Origin of the sequence: Arthrobacter sp. V1I7, from assembly GCF_030817015.1 — a bacterium.
GTDB lineage: Bacteria > Actinomycetota > Actinomycetes > Actinomycetales > Micrococcaceae > Arthrobacter.
In genome coordinates this window covers 53,615-74,092 of the sequence record NZ_JAUSYS010000001.1, presented here as the reverse complement: position 1 = coordinate 74,092, position 20,478 = coordinate 53,615, and the positions used below count along the sequence as shown (strand labels likewise).

Sequence of the window (20,478 nt, the reverse complement as noted above, 5' to 3'; positions counted from 1 at the left end):
GTCCTGCGCCTGAAATTCGCTTCGTAATTATAAAATCAGGATATGGCGAATGTCGGGCGGCCGAAGGCCTTGCTGGATCTGCCGGCTGAAGAACGCGGGACGCTGGAGCGGTGGGCCCGGAGACGGAACTCATCCCAGGCGTTGGCGACACGGTCGAGGATCGTGCTGGCCAGCGCCGAGGGTCTGACGAACGTGGCTGTCGCAGCCCGGTGCGGTGTCGAGCCGCATACTGTGGCGAAGTGGCGGCGCCGGTTCCTGGAGCACCGGCTGGACGGACTGGTCGACGATCCCAGGCCCGGACGGCCGGCCTCGATCACCGCCGACCAGGTCGAGGACGTGGTCGTTGCGACGCTCGAATCCACGCCGGCGAACGCCACGCACTGGTCGAGGGCGAAGATGGCCGAACGCTCCGGGCTCTCGAAGTCCACGATCGGACGGATCTGGCGGACCTTCGAACTCAAGCCCCACCGCGCCGACGGCTTCAAGCTCTCCAACGATCCCTTGTTCGTCGAGAAGGTCTACGACGTGGTCGGTCTCTATCTGAATCCCCCGGAATCGGCGGTCGTGCTCAGTGTGGACGAGAAGTCCCAGGTCCAGGCGCTGGCCCGGTCCCAGCCTGCGTTCCCCATGATGCCCGGCATGCCGGAGAAGCGGACCCACGACTATGTCCGGCACGGGACCACCACCCTGTTCGCCGCCCTGAACACCGCGGACGGGTCAGTGATCTCCAGCCTGCACCGCAGGCACCGGGCCGCCGAGTTCAGGAAGTTCCTGGCCAAGATCGACACCCAGGTCCCCGAGGGCCTGGACGTCCATCTCATCTGCGACAACTACCAGACCCACAAGACCCCGACCGTGAAGACATGGCTTGAGAATCACCCGCGTTTCCACATGCATTTCACCCCGACCTACTCCTCCTGGCTCAACCAGGTCGAGCGGTTCTTCGGATTCGTCACCGAGGACCTGCTGCGCCGCAGTGACCACCGCAGCGTCCAGGCCCTCGAAGCGGACATCCGCAAATGGGTCAGCGAATGGAACACCAACCCCATACCCTTCACCTGGACAAAGACCGCGGAACAGATCCTCGAATCCCTCGGGCGACTTCTGAAGCGAATTTCAGGCGCAGGACACTAGTAGTACTTTGTTAGGTCTTCGGTGAGGGGCTTTTAATCGCTGGCCTGAGCTGTTAATTTCGTTTCGTGGGCATGGAAGAGGCAGGACTGCGGGTCGAGCTGGAGGATTACGTCGGGCAGGTGTTCGCGTCGTTGGGCCGGAAGGACCAGCGGGCGAAGGGCCGGCTGTATCTGCAGGGGTTGATGCTGGAGGGGCGGCGCAAGTCGATGCAGCCGATGGCGGAGCGCCTGGATGTGGACCACCAGCAGCTGCAGCAGTTCGTTACGTCCTCGCCGTGGGAGGTGGAGCCGGTCCGCCGCCGCCTGGCAGCCCTGGCCGATGAGGCTATCGTGCCGGAGGCGTGGGTGATTGACGATACCGGGTTCAAGAAGGACGGGGCCGCCTCGGCGTGCGTGGCGCGCCAGTACTCGGGCACGCTGGGCAAGATCGGCAACTGCCAGGTTGCCTCCACCGTGCACATGGTCACCGACCATGCCTCGGCCCCGGTGAACTGGCGCCTGTTCGTGCCCGAGGCCTGGGATGACGCCTGTGCGGACACCAACGAGCACGCCGAAGCCGTCGCCGCCCGCCGGATCAAGGCGAAGATCCCCGAATACGTACGGCACCGGCCCAAGTGGGAACTCGCGCTGGAGATGATCGATGAACTCGCCCATTGGGGGCGCAGGTGCCCGGTCGCGGTTGCCGACGCCGGGTACGGGGACAACGCGCTGTTCCGGCTTGAGCTGACCCGGCGGTCCATTCCGTGGGTGATGGCGGTCAAGGCATCCACCAGCGCCTACCCGGCCAATGCCGTTCCCGAACTCGCCGAACGCTCCGGCCCCAGGGGCAGGCCCAGTGTGCCCCGCTACCGACAGGACCCGGCCAGCCTGGCCGAACTCGCGGTGGCCGCCGGAAGGGGACAACTACGCAGGATCACCTGGCGGCACGGCACCAAGAACACCGGCACCAACAGGACCGCGGCCATGAAATCCCGCTTCCTGGCCCTGCGCGTCAGACCTGCCAGCCGGCACATCGCCCCCGGCGAAGACGGATCGTTGCCCGAGGCCTGGCTGATCGCCGAATGGCCACCCGGCGCCAAGGAGCCCACCGACTACTGGCTCTCCGACCTGCCCGCCGACACACCAACCAGGACCTTGGTCAGGCTGGCGAAAATCCGGTGGCGCATTGAACACGACTACCGCGAACTGAAAACCGGCCTCGGCCTTTCCCACTTCGAAGGACGATCCTTCCCGGGCTTCCACCACCACGTCACCCTCGTGTCCGCAGCACACCTGTTCATCACCAAAAAACGCCTTGCCACCCCAAAAGCAGCAGGGGCAGCCTGAGCCTGTACGGGGTCCTCAAGGAACTCCAACGGATCCTCATCCGACAGCTCAGACGCTGCCCCTACTGCCAACACGCCCCACCAACCTAACAAAGTACTACTAGGAGGTCTGTGCAGAACCCCTTCAAGCCGACGGCCGGAGCAACACCCCCTGCGTTGGTCGGGCGGGCCGGCCTTTTGTACGAGTTCGAGTACGGCCTGCAGCAAGGTTCCGGGGCGCCCGGCCTCCTGACCATCATCACGGGGTCCAAAGGCATCGGCAAGACAGTCATGCTGAGCGCGGCCGAAGGGATCGCCCGGGCTCACGGCTGGGCCGTCATCTCCCGGACAGCCACACCCGGGTTCCTGGCCGGGGTCGGCGACGACATGCTCGCGCTCGTCGAGGAGCTCGGGGACGGGCTTCCTGCCCGAAAAATACAGCCTTTTCCGCTGCAGGGTTCGGACTGACAACTCAGCTCCTCCCGGAACGGGCGGCCGACTGGCGTCGGACCGGGAACGAGCTGCTGCGCCTGCTGGACGCACAAGGCACAGGACTGGTCATCACCATTGACGAGATTCATGCCGTCGACAGGACGGAGATCTCCCAGCTGGCCGCCGACGTCGAGCACTCCATCCGCGAGGGGCTGCCCATCGGCCTGATCTTCGCCGGCCTGCCATCAGCCGTGTCCGACCTCCTCAACGAAGGCGTCGCCACCTTCCTGCGGCGCGCCGACAGGATCAATCTCCACGAAGCAGCCATCGCCGAAGTCACCGCATCCTACAGCGAGCTCTTCAGCCAGGGAGGCATCAGCATCTCCCCCGACCTCATCAACGAATCAGCCGAGGCCACCGAGGGGTATCCCTTCCTGATCGAACTGGTCGGCTACTGCCTCTGGCTCGAAGCCGACAAGGCAGGATGGAAACTGGATCAGAGCAGCGTTCAGCGTGCCATTACCGCCGCCCAAAGACGGAACACATTGGTGGTCGTCGAGTCGGCGCTGTCGGACATCTCTGACAAAGACCGCGAGTTCCTGGACGCCATGGCCGCTCAGGACGGCCCCTCCGCGGCCAGCCAGATTGGCACCATCCTCAAGGCCAAGCCCAACGTCGTCTCCAAGTACCGGAAAAGGCTCATCGCTGCGGGCCTGATCGAGACCGCGGGCTATGGCAAAGTCGACTTCGCAATCCCCGGACTCCGCCAATACCTCCGCGAGTAGATCTCCATTATCGACGTTCGGTCAGGCCGCCATGAATCGAAGACCGATCACGCGGGGATTATTCTTGCTTGGATGCAGAGTCTTTCCGCCGTCCGTCTACCGCCGTGTACTCAATGGTCTTACCTACGTGATGGGCGGTACTTTTCACGCGACCAGGAAGTCTTTCATGCGAACCTCAGAGGCGGGGTTGCTCCGATAGCGGATCGCCAGATACCAGCCATAGTCGCAATCATCAGATTGAAGGTAGCTGGGTAACTGAGTTTGGAGCCCATGCCAGAACTTTCCGTTGTGAGCTTTCTTGATCTCGATCAGCAAGCGTAACTTCGATCCGCAAGAAATTTTGAAATCCACGGGACCTCGTCCAAATTCGACTTACCTGTCCAACTCAACGTTGAAGAGCCGTAGATAATGCTGAGCAATACCTAGATGAGTAATTCGAAGGGATGTTAGTGGTCGTAGGCGGTGAGTGAGCGGCGGATAGTTGCGCCGGTGCTGTCGTTGTGCCAGATCGCTGTTGTCATTGCCAGTAGTCGTTGAACGATTCTGGGCATGACTCCGGCCGGAGTGCGTCCGCAGTGTTGTTCAAGGTCCAGCTGGCCTTTGAGCGTGTCGTTGACCGGGTCCCAGGAGAATCCGACCGGTGGAACGCTTCCGAGGGTGTATCCGCTCTGCCAAGCGGCGAGGATCCCCGCGTCATTGAAAGTCCCGTATGCGAACCTGCCGACCGGGGCCAAGAATACCTGCCCTGCCGGGCCAACAGGGGTTGACACAGTCACTGTGTGTAGGACACAGACGACAGGGTTTACCAGCACCAACGCCGGTCGGGGCAGCGGTGACATGTTGAAGGTGTTCGACATTTGGAAGCCGGGACGTTATGTTCGGTGACGAGCGTCGCCATCAGTCGTTGTCTCGGTCTTTCTCCTTCTCGTCTTTGTTTTTTTTCCTCCTCCTCCTCCTGCTGTTTCTCGGCCTCCTTTTTCGCGTCTTCTTCCTGCTGTTTTCCGTCGTTTCCTGCTGGAGGTTCAGTAGCAGGGGCCGGTGGGACAGGTTGGGGCTCCGCCGGGGTCATGGCGGCTTCCACGTCGGCCCTGACTTTGCTGATTGCAGCCTCAATCCGGGTCTTCCGCTCCTGTGACATCAGGCCCTGTTCTGCAGCTGTTGTCACATCCTGGCCTAATTGCTGAAGCTCAGTCACCGCGGCGGGGAAGTTCTGTTGCGCGGTGAGTTGTTTCGCTGCAGCCACGCGGGTCTGGAATTTCCCGGCCGTTCCTTTATCCAGCTCGGGCGCGGCGGAGCATGCAGTGAACAACAAAAATCCAAGACAGGCAGCTAGAACCCAGCCAAGAGCCCTTCGGAAGGAAGGTTTCCTGCGCGGCCCGGCGCCGGGTGGCAGTTCGGGATTCGTCCCCTTCACGTCGGCAAGTTCTCTTCGGTTCATGGCGTGACGCTTTCTTCCAGTTCCTTGAAATGTTCGCCCATCTGCCCAGAAATAACCGGCTGCGGAGTTTCCACCGGTGCGGGGGGCGGCCGCTGGATAGAAGTCAGCAGTACTCCGGCGATGATCACAACGAGAGCGGCACCGGCAACGAGGGCCCGAAGCCGGCGGCCTCCGATGTTGCCCAACTTCTTCCTGAGACGCCGCCGGTCCGGTTTCCCCTGCGCGGAGACCGGTTCACGCGCCGGCACCTGAGGGGCTGGTTGCAATGAGGTGGCGTTGGTTATTTCGCTGCGCGGCAGGGCAGGCAGCCTGGCACCCTGCGCCCCGGCACGCTCACCGGGTTCAGGACTCTTTGGTCCGCCCGCGTTCAGGACGAGGGTTCCCAGTGGAAGCGCTTGGGTGACAGTTCTTGCCTCAGTGCTGTATTCGGCCGTCGCGTTCCAGTCTCCGACGTGAAGTGTCGTTGCGATGCTTCCGGCGTCCGGTCTGTCGTGCGGATCCCGGGCGGTCATCGCGGTAAGTAACGATTTCCATCGCGGACCCAGGGCATCAGGGATGTCAGGGAGACGGGAGAGCCGGGCCACTGCAGCTTCCAGCGGTGGTCCGGGAAATGCCACTCTCCGAGTGAGGGCTTCCAGCAACACCAGGCCCAGCGAATAGATGTCTGCAGGCGGGCCCACTGGTTCTCCGCTGGCCTGTTCCGGGCTCAGGTAGGCGGCCGTACCAGGAACCATGTCGGTCGCGGTGAGCCGGGCTCCGTCTAGCATCCGTGCGATGCCAAAGTCTGCGAGTTTAGGGCGCAATGGGGCATCGGCCGCGTATCGGGTCAGCAAGATATTGGCCGGCTTTACGTCCCGGTGCACCACACCGCGATGGTGGATGTACTGCAATGCCTCACCCAGTTCAGCGCCCAGCCGAGCCACTTCAGCCCCCGGCAGCGGCCCCTGCGCAAGACGGCGGCGAAGGTCAACTCCATTGACGAGTTCCGTCACCAGGAAGGGCACTTCCCTTTGGTTGCGGAGCAGCGTCCCGGTATCGAAGAGCGTGACCAGGCCATGGTGGTTCAACCGGGCGAGTATCCGGGCTTCTATCTGCTGCCTGCCCAATTCCTCCGGGTCAGCGACATCGGCCCGGAATATCTTCAGGGCCACCTCCCGGTCCAGAACCAGATCAGTTCCCCGGTAGACGCTCCCCATGCCGCCGTGGCCAAGCACTTCGCCGACCCTGTAACGCTCGCGCAGGACCGTGCCGGATAAGTCAGTCTCCGTTTGTTCCATCATGCGGCCTTGCCTTCCGTTTCAGCACTACTTTAACCCCGTCAGGGCCGTGCCGCGTCTCCCCGCAGCCAAGGAGCCGCACGGCGGGTTACCAGCAGCGACGCTTGGACGAACGCCCGCAAACAGGCACTGGTCGCGTACAGGTAATCCCTCCGGCCACGGCAGGCGCACAACGGTACAGACCAACATGCGGCCGCTCAACGAGCAGCTTCGTTCCATCCGGGATGGTAGCCTCCTGTGCAGCTTTTGCTTCTTTGTAATCCATGGTCAGGGCCGGCGCGTGCGGCAGAAGATGGCGGTTAGGCGGGCATCTTTGAGTCAACGCGAGGGTTTCCAATGCGGACCCACCGTGCCATCATGGGTTCGTGGCCGACGACACCAAGTACGGTCAATTCGGCTCGGTGATACATCGACGGTCAGGGCGATTCCCATGTCTCAGAAAGCCATTCGCGGCACCTTCCTCGATTTCGTCGATGACCCGTGGAAGTTCGTCGGCCACGAACACGATGCGGCCCGATTCCTCGCCGACGGCCTTCTCGTCGTCGTCGACGGGATCATCGTCGATTTCGGCCCGGCTGCCGACCTCCTGCCGAAATATGACCACCTCGAGGTCATCGAGATCTGGAACAGGCTGATCCTGCCTGGATTCATTGACGGCCACATCCACGTGCCGCAGACACGCATACTTGGCGCCTACGGCGAGCAGCTGCTGCCGTGGCTGCAGAAGTCGGTATTCCCCGAGGAACGCAGGTACGGTGAGCGCGAGTATGCGAAGCAGGGCGTCGCGCGTTTCTTCGACAATCTACTCGCCTCCGGAACCACCACCTGCCAGGCCTTCACGAACAGCACGTCCGTCTGCACGGAAGAGGTGTTTGAGGAGGCGTCGCGCCGCAACATGCGGATCATCACCGGCATCACCGGCATCGACCAAAACGCCCCCGAATGGTTCACGATCTCAGCCAATGACTTCTACGCCGAGGGCACGAGGCTCATCAAGAAATACCACGGCATGGGGCGGAACCTCTACGCGATCACGCCGCGTTTTGCCTTCGGCGCCTCCGACGAGCTGTTGAAGGCGTGCCACCGGCTCAAGCAGGAGAATCCCGACCTCTGGGTGCATACACATGTCTCGGAGAACCCGGCCGAGGTCCGCGGAGTCACGGCATTGCATAAGGACTGCCAGGACTACCTTGGGGTGTACGAGAAGTTCGAGCTGGTCGGCCCCAAGTTCACGGGAGGGCACGGCGTCTGGTTGACAAACGATGAGTTCCGGCGGATCTCGGATGCTGGTGCCGCTGTCACGTTCTGCCCGGGTTCCAATCTTTACCTGGGCAGTGGGCTGTTCCGCCTCGGACGGGCGACCGACCCCGAGCATCGGGTCCTGCTGACCTTCGGCACGGATATGGGCGGTGGAAACCGTTTCAGCCTGCTCAATACGTTGGAAGATGCCTACAAGGTGGGCATGTTGAACAACACGATCCTTGATGGCAGCATCGATCCCATGCAGCAAGACCTCGCCGAATCGGAGCGCAACAAGCTCTCCCCGTACCGCGCGTTCTATTCTGTGACGAAGGGCGGCGCCGAGGCGCTGTACATCGACAATCTGGTGGGGAATTTCGACGTCGGCAAGGAGGCGGACTTCGTGGCCCTTGATTGGAACGGCGGCCCACCGGCAACCGAGTGGCACATGAGCCTTTTCGTCCAGGACGGTGGCCCGCAGGATATCGACACCGCCGCGGAACTGCTGTTCGGCATCATGATGGTTGGCGACGAACGTGCCGTGGATGAAACATGGATCATGGGCGAGCGGGCCTACAAGAAGGCCTGAACGTCATGGCCGAGCAGAAGGTGCGCGACGGTGCAGTGGAACCAGCTGAGCCTGTCGCCCTCGTGGTGCACCGCCGACTGGCGGAATCCAACTATCCCACCTACGAGGCCTGGCACGTAAAGGTGTGCGAGCGGTTGGCTTCCTGGCCCGGGTTTCTCGGCCAGGAAATCATTGAGCCGCGGCCGCCCGTGCAGAGCGACTGGGTCATCGTGCAACACTTCCGGAATGCAGCTTCGGCGCGCGCCTGGTTACACAGCAAAGACCGCCAAGCTCTTGAAGCCGAGATGGTGGGCCATTTCAAAGGGGACGCTGACGTCCATCTCATCACCGAGACCACGAGATACCCATCCCAGGCCGCATCGGTGCTGATCTCCAGCCGGGTCGATCCGGACCAGGAAGAGGAGTTCCTGGCGTGGCAGCGGATCATCTCGTCCGCAGAGTCGACGTTTGATGGGTTCATCGGCCATCAGGTCCAGCGGCCGGTGCCGGGTGTACGGGACCACTGGGTGGTGGTCCTGAGCTTTGATTCAAACGAACATCTCAATGCCTGGCTCGAATCGGGCGAACGCGCCGCGCTGTTGAAGGCGGGGGCACCCTTCAACAGGGAGCTGGCATTGGCCAAGACCAGCTATGGTTTCGGTTTCTGGTCCGGTGGTTCGCCGACTCCGGACCCCATCTTCAAGAGCAATCTCGTGGTGCTGCTGATGTTGTACCCCCTTGTGTTCCTGTGGGGGTACTTCGTCAGCGAGCCGCTTATCGACAGCCATGGCGTACCGTTCTGGCTGTCGCTGTTCATTGGAAACTTAGTGAGCACGCAGTTGCTGGGCTGGTTCCTCGTGCCATGGGCATTCCAGCGTTTTGGCTGGTGGCTCAAGCGCGGCCAGCCGCTTCGCGTCCACTTGTATGGCTACGCCATTATCCTCGCGCTCTACATTGTATCGATGGCGCTCTACGCATGGCTCCTCGGGATCAGGGCGGACGCATAATTCCTGCCCTGCTGTCTAGGGTCCCGTGGCTGCCGGCACACCTGGGGAAGTGTCCCAGTTCCTTGGAATTGGAACGCCCATGGGGGACGCTCCCCCACGAATCTGAATCGTTTAGATGCCGCGTAATCTGACTGTCCCGTATGTTGTTCAAAAACCACCGCCATAATCACCTGTCACATGGATAACTTTCGGTACGGTTTAGGTGTGACTTTTCGTTGGGCATGGCGGTTATTTCACAGTTGGGAGTGGGCGGTTCTGCCGGTTGTGGCCTGATCTCCGTAGTCCTTGTGGTCACGGGTCTGTAGACGTTGGGGTCAGCGGTCGGGGTGTGGCAACAGCAGGGGATTGAATGCGGTGGGAAGGAACGCCGGCATCCGTTATGCGCGGAGCCGGCTTGGTCGTTCCGCTCTGGTTCTTTTCAAGAGGCCCGGGTTCGGACGGTTAGGCCGTGCTGGTCAGTTGCCGTGCTCTGTTGAGGGCCTGCTGGCATGCCTGTGCGAGATGCTCGCGTTGGCCGGTGCTGCGATAGAGGTCCCGGGCCCATTCGAACTCCGAGGCAGCTTCCCTGTACCGGGCTTCATTGAACAGCCGCTTGCCGATTTGACGGCGGACCAGGCGCAGGGCCTCTTCGTGCAGCCGGGTGGCCTCGTGCCAGGAGTACTGCCGCTGGTAGGCCTTGGGCGAGCACGAGCAGTGTCCGGAACCGGTCCGATGCTCCTGGCAGCAGGTCCAACAGGCTCAGAATCCAGATCCGTTCCAGCGCAGGGCATTGTGTAAGGCAGTCCTCCGTGGCGGCGCGGTCCAGGACGATGTCCCGCAAGGTAAACGGGTCCGTCCGCCAGATGTCCCCTGGTGGCTTCACTTGACCGGACGTCACAGGCCTTCCCCTTTCCCCGGGCTGACGGAATTGCCGGGATGTCAATGGCCAATAGTTTCTGCCCACGGGCGGCCAGCAGAAATGCCCGCTGGGCGAATTCAAGGGGTCAATGCAACACCCGAGGTCAGCTGGCTATCAGTAAATCACGAAGACGCTCTGCCGGGCTGTCCCAGTCCAGTGTTTTGCGTGGTCGTGCGTTGAGTTCCTGGGCGACGTGCTCCAGGTCCTCGGGCCCGTAGGCGTTCAGGTCGGCACCTTGGGGAAGTATTGGCGTAGCAGACCTCACAGTGTTCTCGTTGGATCCGCGTTGCCAAGGGCTGGCGGGGTCGCAGAAGTAGACGTCCATGTCGGTGGCGATGCTGAAAGCCTTGTGTTTGGCCATTTCGGCGCCCTGGTCCCAGGTCAGGGGATCCGCGCAGGTGCGCCGGCAGGGTCCCCATGGTCTTGATCAGCCCGTCGCGGACCGATTCGGCGGTATGGTACACCGGGAGGTGCACCAACATCACGTAACGGGTGGTGCGCTCGACCAGGGTGGCGATCGCCGACTGGTTGTAGGCTCCGGTTATTAAATCCCCCTCCTTACGGTGTTGTTGTGGGTGATTTCGGGGCTGTCGTAGTGTTTCGATCACCCTCGGGTGGCGGGTATGGCACAGATCTCCCTGCCGCTTGGACGGCCCACTGGGAATGGCCGCCCGCTGCCCGCCGATAACTCGACCGCTGATTGAGAATTACGACATTGATCGTTGGGTAAGGACGTGCCGGCGCAGTTATCGACAGGGCCACGAAAAATCGGAGCTGATCGAAGGGACAAGGCATGCCGGCGGTGTGGGCAGGAATCGACTCAGGCAAGAGAACACATCATTGCGTACTTATCGACCAATCCGGGACGGTAATGCTTTCGAAACGGGTTGAAAACGACGAAGGCGTACTCCTCGAGCTCATAGCCGAGGTCGCGGAGATCGCCGCCGGTGGCGAGGTCTGCTGGGCCACGGATCTGAACGCCGGCGGCGCGGCGCTGATGATCGAGCTGTTGGCCGCGCACGCCCAGCGGCTGCTCTATATCCCCGGACGGGTCGTGCATCACGCCGCAGCAACCTATCGCGGGGATGGCAAAACTGACGCCAAAGACGCCCGGATCATCGCCGACCAGGCACGCATGCGCACCGACCTCCAACCGGTTCGCACTGCGGACCAGATCAGCGTTGACCTGCAGCTGCTTACTGCCCGCCGCACGGATCTGATGTGTGATCGGGTCCGGGCGATCAACCGGCTCCGGGCCACTTTGCTGGAGTACTTCCCCGCACTTGAGCGGGCATTCGACTACTCCAAGAAGGCGCCCCTGATCCTCCTGGGCGGCTATCAAACGCCGGAAGGCATTCGGCGGATAGGACTGACCCGGCTCACAAGCTGGCTCAAGAAACGCAGATGCCGTAACAGCGCTGCCATGGCAGAGAAAGCCCTTGAGGCCGCGAACTCCCAGCACACCGTCCTGCCGGCCCAATCCACGGGCTCAGCCCTGGTCGCCCGGCTGGCCGACCAAATAGGCACAATCGACGCAGAGATCGCCGGCGTCGATGCCCAGATCACGGACATCTTCCGGAAGCACGAGAGCGCCGACGTTCTGCTGAGTATGCCAGGGTTCGGCCCCGTTCTCGCGGCAACTTTTCTCGCGAACATCGGCGGCAATCTGGAGGGTTTTGACTCGGTCGACCGGCTCGCCAGCGTCGCCGGGTTGGCACCGGTCCCACGAGATTCAGGACGAATCAGCGGGAATCTGCACCGGCCGCGTCGCTTCAATCGCAGGCTTCTCCGAACCTGTTACCTCGCCGCCCTCTCCAGCCTGAAGAACAGCCCGGCCTCACGAATCTACTACGACCGGAAACGCCGCGAAGGAAAGTCCCACAAGCAGGCGCTCATCGCCCTCGCCCGACGCCGAATCAACGTCCTCTGGGCCATGCTCCGCGACCACAGCACCTACCGGGAACCACTGCCAAGCATCACCGCTCAGGCGGCTTGACAGAAACATTGAGATTCCCAGTGGCCCGGGACGGCGCGGTCCTGGACCTCGGCGGGGCGTTCGGAAATGTTGATCATCGGGTCCCGGAAACGGGAGGTGCGTTCTTCGGGATTCCTGTGCTGCTTGCGGCGGGTCCTGCCGGAGCGCAACGCCTCTTTGACCTCACGTTTGAGTCCGCCGCGGGCCTGAAAATAGAGGGCCTGGTAGATCGTTTCGTGACTCACGCGCATCTGCCCGTCATCGGGGAATTCCTTGATCAGGAGCTTCGAAATCTGTTGCGGGGACCAGCGGGTGAGGAGCTTGGTTTTCACGTAGTCGTGCAGTTCCCCCGGTTCTGCCAGCTTACTGTCCTTCGGCCGTGCCCGGGCCGCCGTGGCGGCCCGGTGAGCACCGTAAGGCCGGTAACCCAGCATCGGGTGACTGTTGCGCTTGATCTCCCGGCTGATGGTGCCCACAGACCGACCCAATGCCCTGCCGATCGCCTGCATTGAGGTTCCGTGGGAGCGCAGGTCCGCAATTCTCTCCCGCTCCTGCAATGACAGGTATCGGGCGCTGACGGACTGCTCCAGAGCTTCCAACGCCACCGCGGCGGGTGCAGGCTCCGTTGCTAAGGCTGGCAGCTCCGGCGCCGCTGCAGGAGACGAAGGTTCCGCGAATGTAGTTGTCACTTCCTGTTTATACGGCAGATCCCCGGCATGACCTTCGGTCGCGGCCGTGTCCTTCGCAGCCTGCTGCCGGTCCCATTGGTAAGAGCTCTGTTTGCTGGCACCAACGGCGAGGGCGGCGTCCCTCCGGCCGGCACCTTCTTGGCGCAAGCGCAGGTAGTGAATCTGTTTCGCCGACGAGCGTCGCAGACAGGTGGAGACGATGCCGGCATCGATCGCCCAGTTCGAGCACGTGGAGCGGTTCAGACCCAGCTGCTTCGCTGCCGCGCTGACGCTGCCGATTTCGCGCAGCACGCTGAGGAACTCCTCAATCAGCGCCGACGGGTAGCGTTGCGGCGGCCCGGTCTTCACTAACCTGGTGTTCCGTGGCTTCCTAGCCCGGGGATTTCATGGCGGGTGGCTGAGGGTGTGTGTTTAAGCAGGGAAGGGTGCTCTGAGCTGGGAAAATAGTGGTTGTCGAGACCGTTATTTGCCGAGTGAAGGAGCACCCTTTCGATGCAAAAGTCTACCTGTGTTTTTCCGTCGGTTCCGGTCACTTTCACCGGCCAGTCGCTGGTCTCCCACCGCGGGGTGAAGGTCCTGACCGGTTTCATGGATGCCCTGGGTTTCGGGGCACTGTGCGAGGACCGGTTGGGCCAGTTCGTTCCCGCAGGCGCGACGCACCGGCCCGGCCGGCTGGTCGGTTCTCTGGCGGCGATGCTGGCCGCCGGAGGTGAACACGTGTCCGATCTGGACATCCTGCGGGTCTCACCGGGGGTCTTCGGCCAGCTGCCCTCGAACGCGACGGTGTCCCGGTTTTTCGAACGGACCGTGACGAACCCCGAGCTGTTCGACTATGGCATCGAAACCCTCACCCGGCAACTGCGCTCCACGGCCCGGGAAGCGGCCGGGAACCGGAACCCGGCGTTGTCGGCGACAGCGGCGGATCCGCTCATCCTGGACCTGGACGCCACCCTCGTGGCCTCACACTCGGAGAAGGAAAACGTCGCCGGCACCTACAAGGGCGGCTACGGCTTCGCCCCCTTCATCGCGTCCTGTGACTACGGTGCCGGTAACGGCACCGGGGAAATCCTCGCCTGCCTGCTGCGGCCCGGCAACGCCGGCGCGAACAGCGCCGATGACCACATCCGCGTCTTCGAGACCGCCGTGTCCGGCCTGCCCGAAGGATTCTTCGACGAGACCGGGGCGCTGGCCGGAGAGAACGTCCTGGTCCGCACCGACAGCGCCGGAGCCTCAAGGAAGTTCCTCTGGTACCTGCACAGCCGGAACGCCCAGTTCTCCGTCTCCTACCCCGTCCCCGCGGCCAAAGCCCACATGGTCGATTGGATCAACGACAAGAAGAACTGGCAGCCGGCCCTGGACCAGGCCGGCAACGACCGGACCGATGCCTGGGTCATCAACGCCACCGACATCATCCCGCTCACCGACTACCCGCCGGGAACGAACCTGTTCCGGCGCGCAACCGACGCTGCTGGACATCGACGGGCACCGGATCACCGCGTTCCTGACCAACTCACCGCGCTGGCACGGCCCGTTCCTTGACGCCAGACACCGCGCCCGGGCCCGGGCCCGGTGCGAAAACCGGATCAAGACCCTGAAAAACACCGGTCTGGGCAAGCTGCCGTTCTTCGACTTCGCCGCGAACCAGGCCTGGGCGTGGATCGCAGCCCTGGCCTCCAACCTCGTCTCCTGGCTCCAGCTCACCGCGCTCCCCGCCGGCGACCACGCCAAGGGATGGGACATCAAACGCTGGCGCTACCGGCTCTTCGCCACTGCAGGCAAGATCATCACCCGCGCCAGAAAGAGCTATCTCCTCCTGCCCGGAACGGCACCCGAACACCAACTGATCCACAGATTACTCGAAGCCACCGCAAGCATCGCGGCGAGCCTCAAGAACCCCACCGCCATCATGCAGACCTGACGCCCGGAACCAGCCCCATCACTGCGAGCAGACAGACAGCCATCACGGGTACGTGGAAACCCGCGCCAACCCCGGCGCATGGGACGGTCGAGGGTGCCCGGAATCCGCCCAGACAACACGCCAGCCGCTCAGCCGCCATCAACACCCCCGACCGACGACCGATGCAAAATCCGGGCTAGCTGCTGAATTGATCCTGCCAGCGCAGTTATGCGCGGTGCCGATATTCAGCCCCAGTTCCCTGGCTGCCGCCACGATTCTCCCGGTTCGATCAAGGGCGGCATGGAACTGTTCCTTCTCGGCCTGGGTGTACTGGCGCTTGCGCCTGATCCCGGCAGCGTTCGCCCACTTCTGGCAGGTACTCCTGTTGATGCCGAGTTCCTTGGCCGCCGCGGCGACAGTTCCCAGACGCGCCACCGCTGCCAGGAAATCTTGTCGTTGGGCACCGGTATGGGACTGCTGCAGACGCTTCACGGTGCCCCCAGCCAAAGGCACGGATTTCTCCGCTGAAGCAGATTTTTTCTTTAAGGAAGAACCAATCCTTGATGGTGATTCCATGGGTGTTGCAACTCCCGATTATTCGGGGGTGTTGCAACGATCGCTAGAACCCGCCTCAGTGGGCAGTTCCGTGGCCGCCTATGGGCAGTTTTTCATGGCCGCTAACACCGGGACGAGGCGATGCCAGCGGTCCCTTTCCAGTATTGCGCCGTAAACCGTTCCGGCCCACAGATATAGGTCTGCAGCGGAGCCGGCGTCTTTGGCGCCGGGGAAGAGCGAGACTGCGTGCTAGGTCCGCGAATCGCAGGGCTGATGTCAGTAGTCACCGTCGAATGCGGACCAGGAACGATGCGGGGCGGAGAAGGAGCCGGGGGTCAGACCGGGTCGTCGGGGGCGGGCCGGGTGCGCCGGCTCCGGCGCATCAGAACCCAGGCCAGCGCAGCGGCAAGCAAGACCAGGGCGGCGAGGATTTGCCACCACGGGGCTGCCGGTTCCTGCGCCGGTTTCGCCACCGACTCGGTGGGGGGCCCGTCGTCCGGGAAAGTAATTCGGGTCTGGGCTTGTCGTTCCAGGAGTCCGCTCTTCAGGGTGACCCGGGCGTTCCATGGGCCGTTCGGTATTTCGCGGGGCACCGAAAAGTCCGCGGTGCGGACCTCGCCGGGGGCAAGTGTCGTTTGCTGTTGCAGACCGAACGGACCGGCGGAAAGTCCGCCCGGGCCTGCTGTCAGGCTGAGTTCGCCGGTGAGGTCAAGAGCTCGTCCCCCTGAGTTGGTGACTACGGCCTTTAGTTGGGGGTTGCCCTCAGTGTCCCGGGCAACGGTGACTGACGTGATGGTGAAATCGGCGGCTTTGCCGCCGCCGGGACCCACAGACAGATAGATGCGGACACCGACCCTGTTGACGGCGATGACTCCGCCGGCACCTGCAGTACCGCGGATCTCGGCCCAGAAAACGCCGTAGTGTTCGCCCTCGGGCGCATCCGCCGGCACGTTGATGGTGGCTGGCACATCGGCTGACTCGCCCGGCGCCAGGCGCAGCTGCTGACGTTCGACCGCGGCCCAGAGGGTGAGGTCGCTTGCGACGTCAACACCCTCACCGGTAAATGACCCATCCCTGATTTGCGCAGCCCCTGGATAAATCCGAACCGTCTGCGGCGCCCCGGTGTTGTTCTCCACGCGGAGACGTCTGCTGATTTCCGTGCCGGGTGCGACCCTGTCCACGATGTAGGAACGTGCCCGCAGATCATCCTTCAGGTCCGCGGGAATATCCAGCAGCCGGAGGCCAAAACCCGACGGCTCGGGGGCGGGAGTGGTAATTGCCGTGGCCGGACGGGATCCGGAAGGGGCCGATGCCGAGGCCGGAGCCGCCGGGACGACTGCCAACAACAGAACGCAGATCAACCTGGTCAGGAAATCCATGCTGAAGACCTCAACAACGTCGGAGCGTGGAGCAGGGCGGGGACCAAGGCCCCGCTGCCGGAATCACCATCTGGAACGGATGCTACACCGGCGTTTCTAAAGGACCGAGTGGGTCAGTGTCGCGGTATACGTGTCAGCGAGGGCATTGCCGGGAACCGCCAGACTCAACCCCGCGCCCCACGTGGCACCGTTGTTTCCCACGACAACCGTGGCCGTCTGGACCGTCTGCGGGGTAGCGGACAAAGCAACCGGCGCCGGCGCCGGCGTGACAACAGCTACACCGGTTGGTGTTGCCGCGGCCGGGGTGTAGCTCGCTGCAGAAGCAGCAATGTTGTTATTTGCGATACCACCGATGAAAGCAGTCGAGGCAACCTGGGCAACCCACCCTGCCGTCCCTGCCCGGGTATCCGTGACCTGGATACCCGCCAGGTTAGCAGTAGCTGTCCCACCGGGCGCGGCAGAGCCAAGGTTTGCGTTTGCCGGAGCGGAAATAGCCAGAGACCCCGCGGTCACACTGACAGTGGTCGTGGTGTCTGCGGCGGTGGCCGGTAAGGCGGCGGAACATATAAGGGCAGCTGAAACTGCAACCACGGATGACACACGAGCAGCTGTAAACATGACCGGATCCCCCTCTTTTCTTATGCAAAGCCCGGTAAACCTCAACCGGCATCAACCACCCAACCAAGCTAGCAGATGTACTGAATTCAACAACTGAATTCAACCAATGTCCACTACTAATGCACGCTAAAACAAAGGACTGCCCCGTGGTCCTGTTTTCAGTCGGCGTTCCCGGCCCTGTTTTGGGTTTTCGTTAACAGGTCGGGATGCCGAGCCATCGTAGTTGTTTCAGTCCATCCAAGTAGCCCGGCAGATTCAGACCAGTACTTATCGAGTGTTGCCTTGGGAACCCGGGAGGGAATTGAGGTAACTATTACTCGTGTTGCGGATGCTGGTGGGTTTTACCGTTGGCTTGGGTGCGACTCAGAAGGAGAAATTGTCCGCAGGCGAAACTGGACGCGCACCGCAAGTGAGTCAGCGATGATCGCACTGCGAAGGAGTGATCCTTATGGGGAACAAAATTTCCGGTATTCCAGCTGCCAGAACACGACCTCGGCGGCTGTCTTCGCTCGTCCGCTACATCATTGTCCGTGCACGCATGGTGACTGTTCCCTACGGTATCGGTGAAGTTGTCGTCGGCGACGATCACTTCAACGGCCGCAGGGAAGGCCATGTAGTCGTCAAGAACGGTACTTTCGTGGGATTGCAGACAGCGGATCGCATCTTCTTCTACGACTATCGGCAGCTGCGCCGGCCGGACTAGCACCCAGTCCGCACCCGGCCCAGCCCAGCCACCAAAGCCACCGCCCAACTGAGCCGCAGGAGTCTGATTGAAATGTCCGTTGCCAACCTGCCCCATTCGCTGCAGGCGCGGGTAGTCATCCCACCGGGAGTGCGCTGAGTTCCGCCACGGACATGCTCCCATCAGCGTAGCGCTGAACGGGACGGCGGTATGGGCATCCAAAAGAATCTCCGGGCGGGCGCGCCATCCCGGCACGAACACGATGTCGTCAAAGCCTCGCGCTGCGGAAAGGGCCGATCCGGTGCCATCAACGGGCTGCGCACCAGGAAATTGCACGCGCTGCGCAGGTCAACACCGTTTGCCATAACGATTACTCCGAACTGTGCTTCGGCTCCACAGCCGCTCCGGGAACACGCCGTGACTCCGGAGTTGAACCAGAGAACTCCGAAAGCGCTGCAGGCCGGTGAATGAGGTGTCCGGACTTACCGTCCTGCAAGGGTCAGTGGCCAGGCAGCCGGCTTGAATGGCGCCGGAGTACTCGTTGGCATCAATGAACAAATCGAACCAATCACGGAGAGTAAAGCAATGAGGAAACTAAAAGCTACAAACCAGCCGGCCCGTCCAAAGGAATTGGCTGCACCTGTGAATCCAGGGCAAAATGGCAGCGAATTCGCAGCGCTTAGTGGCCGATGATGACGGCTTCTCTCGCGGCGTCGACGACCCAGGCGTGAGGGTGTCAAGGTTGTTTAGCGCATAGATGCGTTCGATCTGGGTCAGGAGGCTGTCGACCAGGCGGAAGCTTCCGCCAGTGATTCGGACGATGGTCGCGCCGGCGGTGGCGTGGGCGAGACCGCCCTCGGTTTCGTCGGGCCCGGCAGGGATGCGTCGGGAGAGTCAGTGGTGAGTTCGTCGGGGCTGAGGGGCCGGTATTCGTGGGCGAAACCGATGCGGCCGTAGGCCACCGCTGTCCCCTAACAGACCGAACATAACAGCAAGCCCGCCGAACAGCCCGGAGCTTGGTAAATCCCGCGGAAACCCTCACCGTGGGAGAGATATTGGTGCGCGAACGTTGCGTAACGAGACAAAGTACCTACGTCGTGGCCTGCTTCCGCAACTTCCCCAAAGAGGCTCAGATCCCTGCCGGCGGCCACCGCCCCCACCGAACCCAACAGACCAACCATGCCCAAACGGGAGGGCCATGTCGATCCAAGGTTTCCATAAGGTGCCGGACGTACGGTGCGGGCACCACCAGTGCATACAACGTCGGGAGACCTACATGAGACGAACATTAGCCGCGTTAGTGGGCGCCCTGACGCTTGTGGTTGCGGGGCCACTCGTCCCGGCCCAGGCGGCAGACCCGAGCATCACGCCCGCACAGGTCAACACCGGTTTCTCGGGCACCGCCTATGGCTCCTACATTTTCAATTCTGACAAGTCGCTCACATCGGGTCCGACGGCGAATTCATCAGTTAGCTGCACCGCCAGCACCGGAAAGACCGCCACCAACATGGGGGTCGGAGTCAATGTCCCCGCAGTCGGGACCATCGGCTCCGCAACAACAAGTGTCAAGACGCTGCTGACCACAACAGGTAAGCGTATCGAGGGACGGTCAACTCTTACCGGCGCGGACCTATTGGGCGGACTCATCACGGCCGGGAGTATTGCCTCCGAGAGCTCCGCCGAAAAGAACACCGCAGGTGCTTTTACCGGCACGAATCAGACGACTATTGCCGGTCTCAAAGTCCTGGGTGTCCCACGGAATGCTAGTCCCGCCGCTAACACGGTTATTGACCTCAAGCTGCCGCTCCTGGGTTCACTTGGCAAAATCACGCTCAACGGCCAGGAGAAACGAATGGTCGGCGACATCTATCAGGTATCCACGACCGCGCTGCGTGTACAGATCCTCAAGGCCGGACTCCCGGGCCTCAAGGCCGGAACGGACATCCGTCTCGGTGTCAGCACCGTCAGCCTGACGCCCCCACAGACAGGTTATCTGACGGGTGCCGGATTTGGTACAAGGGCCGTATTGTCGTCCGGTCTCATAGGATCAGGTCCGACGGCGCTTGCCCACGTCAAGTGCGGCGGCGGAACCACAACATCAAACGCGGCCGGGGTCAGCATTCCGGGACTTGCGTCCGCCGGAGCCACCTCGACGACAACTACCGGCGTTCTGGCACCCGCGCCCAAGAGCACCGTGACCAACACCCTTTCAGGACTCAACATGCTAAACGGCGTAGTTCGGGCTGACGCTATCAAGGCAGAGACCAGCGCCAGCAAAGCTCCAGCAGGCGGCAAGGTCACGTTGACGGACACCTCGTCGTTTACCAATCTCAGGATCGCCGGGCTGCCGGCGATCACCGCCTCTGTTCCACCCAACACCGTGATCCAGGTGCCGGGCCTGGGCCGCGTCACCTTGCACAAAGTGACCAAGTCATCCACGACAATTGCCGTCACCATGATCGAAATTGTTTTGAATCAGGCGCTCGGCGCTCTGCCCACAGGATCCAAGATTCAAATCGGCTATTCGAGCTCGGGCATCCTGCCGTAGACGCTCGACATCCGGTCAGGGGTGTCGCCGCCATCCGCGGCGGCGCCCCTCCGC

16 protein-coding genes and 2 pseudogenes are annotated in these 20,478 nt (G+C 62.4%); 10 read left to right on the top strand and 8 right to left on the bottom strand.

Annotated features, from left to right (window positions below; genetic code table 11):
* The first annotated feature begins 42 nt into the window (after positions 1-42).
* The 4 genes from QFZ69_RS00285 (at position 43) to QFZ69_RS00270 (ending at position 3,654) form a co-directional block, all read left to right on the top strand.
* Positions 43-1,134 carry an IS630 family transposase gene (locus tag QFZ69_RS00285; RefSeq protein WP_306914739.1) on the top strand — a complete coding sequence of 364 codons (1,092 nt, stop codon included), beginning with the start codon at positions 43-45 and terminating at the stop codon, positions 1,132-1,134.
* A gap of 71 nt (positions 1,135-1,205) precedes the next feature.
* The gene (locus QFZ69_RS00280; RefSeq protein ID WP_306912892.1) at positions 1,206-2,459 is read left to right on the top strand and encodes an IS701 family transposase; all 1,254 of its coding nucleotides are present in this window, start codon (positions 1,206-1,208) and stop codon (positions 2,457-2,459) included.
* 110 nt (positions 2,460-2,569) lie between these two features.
* Positions 2,570-2,905: a hypothetical protein gene (locus QFZ69_RS00275; RefSeq protein ID WP_306914738.1), complete on the top strand. Its 336-nt coding sequence runs from the start codon at positions 2,570-2,572 to the stop codon at positions 2,903-2,905.
* A gap of 215 nt (positions 2,906-3,120) precedes the next feature.
* Positions 3,121-3,654 carry a hypothetical protein gene (locus QFZ69_RS00270; protein WP_306914736.1) on the top strand — a complete coding sequence of 178 codons (534 nt, stop codon included), beginning with the start codon at positions 3,121-3,123 and terminating at the stop codon, positions 3,652-3,654.
* 144 nt (positions 3,655-3,798) lie between these two features.
* Here the strand turns inward: QFZ69_RS00270 and QFZ69_RS00265 are convergent, their stop codons facing one another.
* The 4 genes from QFZ69_RS00265 to QFZ69_RS00250 form a co-directional block, all read right to left on the bottom strand.
* Positions 3,799-4,005 (bottom strand): hypothetical protein, encoded by a 207-nt coding sequence (locus tag QFZ69_RS00265; RefSeq protein WP_306914734.1) that lies wholly within the window; start codon positions 4,003-4,005, stop codon positions 3,799-3,801.
* 95 nt (positions 4,006-4,100) lie between these two features.
* The gene (locus tag QFZ69_RS00260; RefSeq protein WP_306914733.1) at positions 4,101-4,424 is read right to left on the bottom strand and encodes a hypothetical protein; all 324 of its coding nucleotides are present in this window, start codon (positions 4,422-4,424) and stop codon (positions 4,101-4,103) included.
* A 32-nt stretch (positions 4,425-4,456) separates the two neighbouring features.
* The gene (locus QFZ69_RS00255) at positions 4,457-5,092 is read right to left on the bottom strand and encodes a hypothetical protein (protein WP_306999840.1); all 636 of its coding nucleotides are present in this window, start codon (positions 5,090-5,092) and stop codon (positions 4,457-4,459) included.
* Positions 5,089-6,372 (bottom strand): serine/threonine-protein kinase, encoded by a 1,284-nt coding sequence (locus tag QFZ69_RS00250; protein WP_306914731.1) that lies wholly within the window; start codon positions 6,370-6,372, stop codon positions 5,089-5,091. The genes QFZ69_RS00255 and QFZ69_RS00250 overlap by 4 nt, the downstream gene beginning before the upstream one ends.
* A gap of 427 nt (positions 6,373-6,799) precedes the next feature.
* On the opposite strand from QFZ69_RS00250, the gene guaD reads away from it, so the two are divergent.
* Both guaD and QFZ69_RS00240 read left to right on the top strand, forming a co-directional pair.
* On the top strand, positions 6,800-8,197 hold the full coding sequence (gene guaD, locus QFZ69_RS00245; protein WP_306914729.1) for a guanine deaminase: 1,398 nt from the start codon (positions 6,800-6,802) through the stop codon (positions 8,195-8,197).
* Positions 8,198-8,202: 5 nt separating this feature from the next.
* Positions 8,203-9,183, top strand: a complete 981-nt coding sequence (locus tag QFZ69_RS00240; RefSeq protein ID WP_306914727.1) for an antibiotic biosynthesis monooxygenase — start codon at positions 8,203-8,205, stop codon at positions 9,181-9,183.
* A gap of 1,001 nt (positions 9,184-10,184) precedes the next feature.
* On the opposite strand, the pseudogene QFZ69_RS00235 reads toward QFZ69_RS00240, so the two are convergent.
* Positions 10,185-10,638, bottom strand: a pseudogene (locus tag QFZ69_RS00235) (IS30 family transposase); the annotation flags it as partial.
* 236 nt (positions 10,639-10,874) lie between these two features.
* Here QFZ69_RS00235 and QFZ69_RS00230 point away from each other — a divergent pair.
* A complete protein-coding gene (locus QFZ69_RS00230; protein ID WP_306914726.1) occupies positions 10,875-12,077 on the top strand; it encodes an IS110 family transposase in 1,203 nt (400 codons plus the stop codon).
* Here the strand turns inward: QFZ69_RS00230 and QFZ69_RS00225 are convergent.
* Complete coding sequence (locus QFZ69_RS00225; RefSeq protein WP_306914724.1) at positions 12,065-13,093, bottom strand: IS30 family transposase; 1,029 nt, start codon at positions 13,091-13,093, stop codon at positions 12,065-12,067. The genes QFZ69_RS00230 and QFZ69_RS00225 overlap by 13 nt on opposite strands.
* Positions 13,094-13,237: 144 nt before the next feature.
* On the opposite strand from QFZ69_RS00225, the pseudogene QFZ69_RS00220 reads away from it, so the two are divergent.
* Positions 13,238-14,663 (top strand): annotated as a pseudogene (locus QFZ69_RS00220) (IS1380 family transposase).
* Positions 14,664-14,801: 138 nt separating this feature from the next.
* On the opposite strand, the gene QFZ69_RS00215 reads toward QFZ69_RS00220, so the two are convergent.
* Both QFZ69_RS00215 and QFZ69_RS00210 read right to left on the bottom strand, forming a co-directional pair.
* Complete coding sequence (locus tag QFZ69_RS00215) at positions 14,802-15,218, bottom strand: hypothetical protein (protein WP_306914722.1); 417 nt, start codon at positions 15,216-15,218, stop codon at positions 14,802-14,804.
* 314 nt (positions 15,219-15,532) lie between these two features.
* The gene (locus QFZ69_RS00210) at positions 15,533-16,576 is read right to left on the bottom strand and encodes a hypothetical protein (protein WP_306914720.1); all 1,044 of its coding nucleotides are present in this window, start codon (positions 16,574-16,576) and stop codon (positions 15,533-15,535) included.
* Positions 16,577-17,642: 1,066 nt separating this feature from the next.
* Between QFZ69_RS00210 and QFZ69_RS00205 the strand changes: the two genes are divergently transcribed.
* Entirely contained in the window at positions 17,643-17,897 is a 255-nt protein-coding gene (locus QFZ69_RS00205; RefSeq protein ID WP_306914718.1) for a hypothetical protein, read from the top strand.
* A 1,177-nt stretch (positions 17,898-19,074) separates the two neighbouring features.
* On the top strand, positions 19,075-20,424 hold the full coding sequence (locus QFZ69_RS00200) for a choice-of-anchor P family protein (protein ID WP_306914716.1): 1,350 nt from the start codon (positions 19,075-19,077) through the stop codon (positions 20,422-20,424).
* Positions 20,425-20,478: the final 54 nt, after the last annotated feature.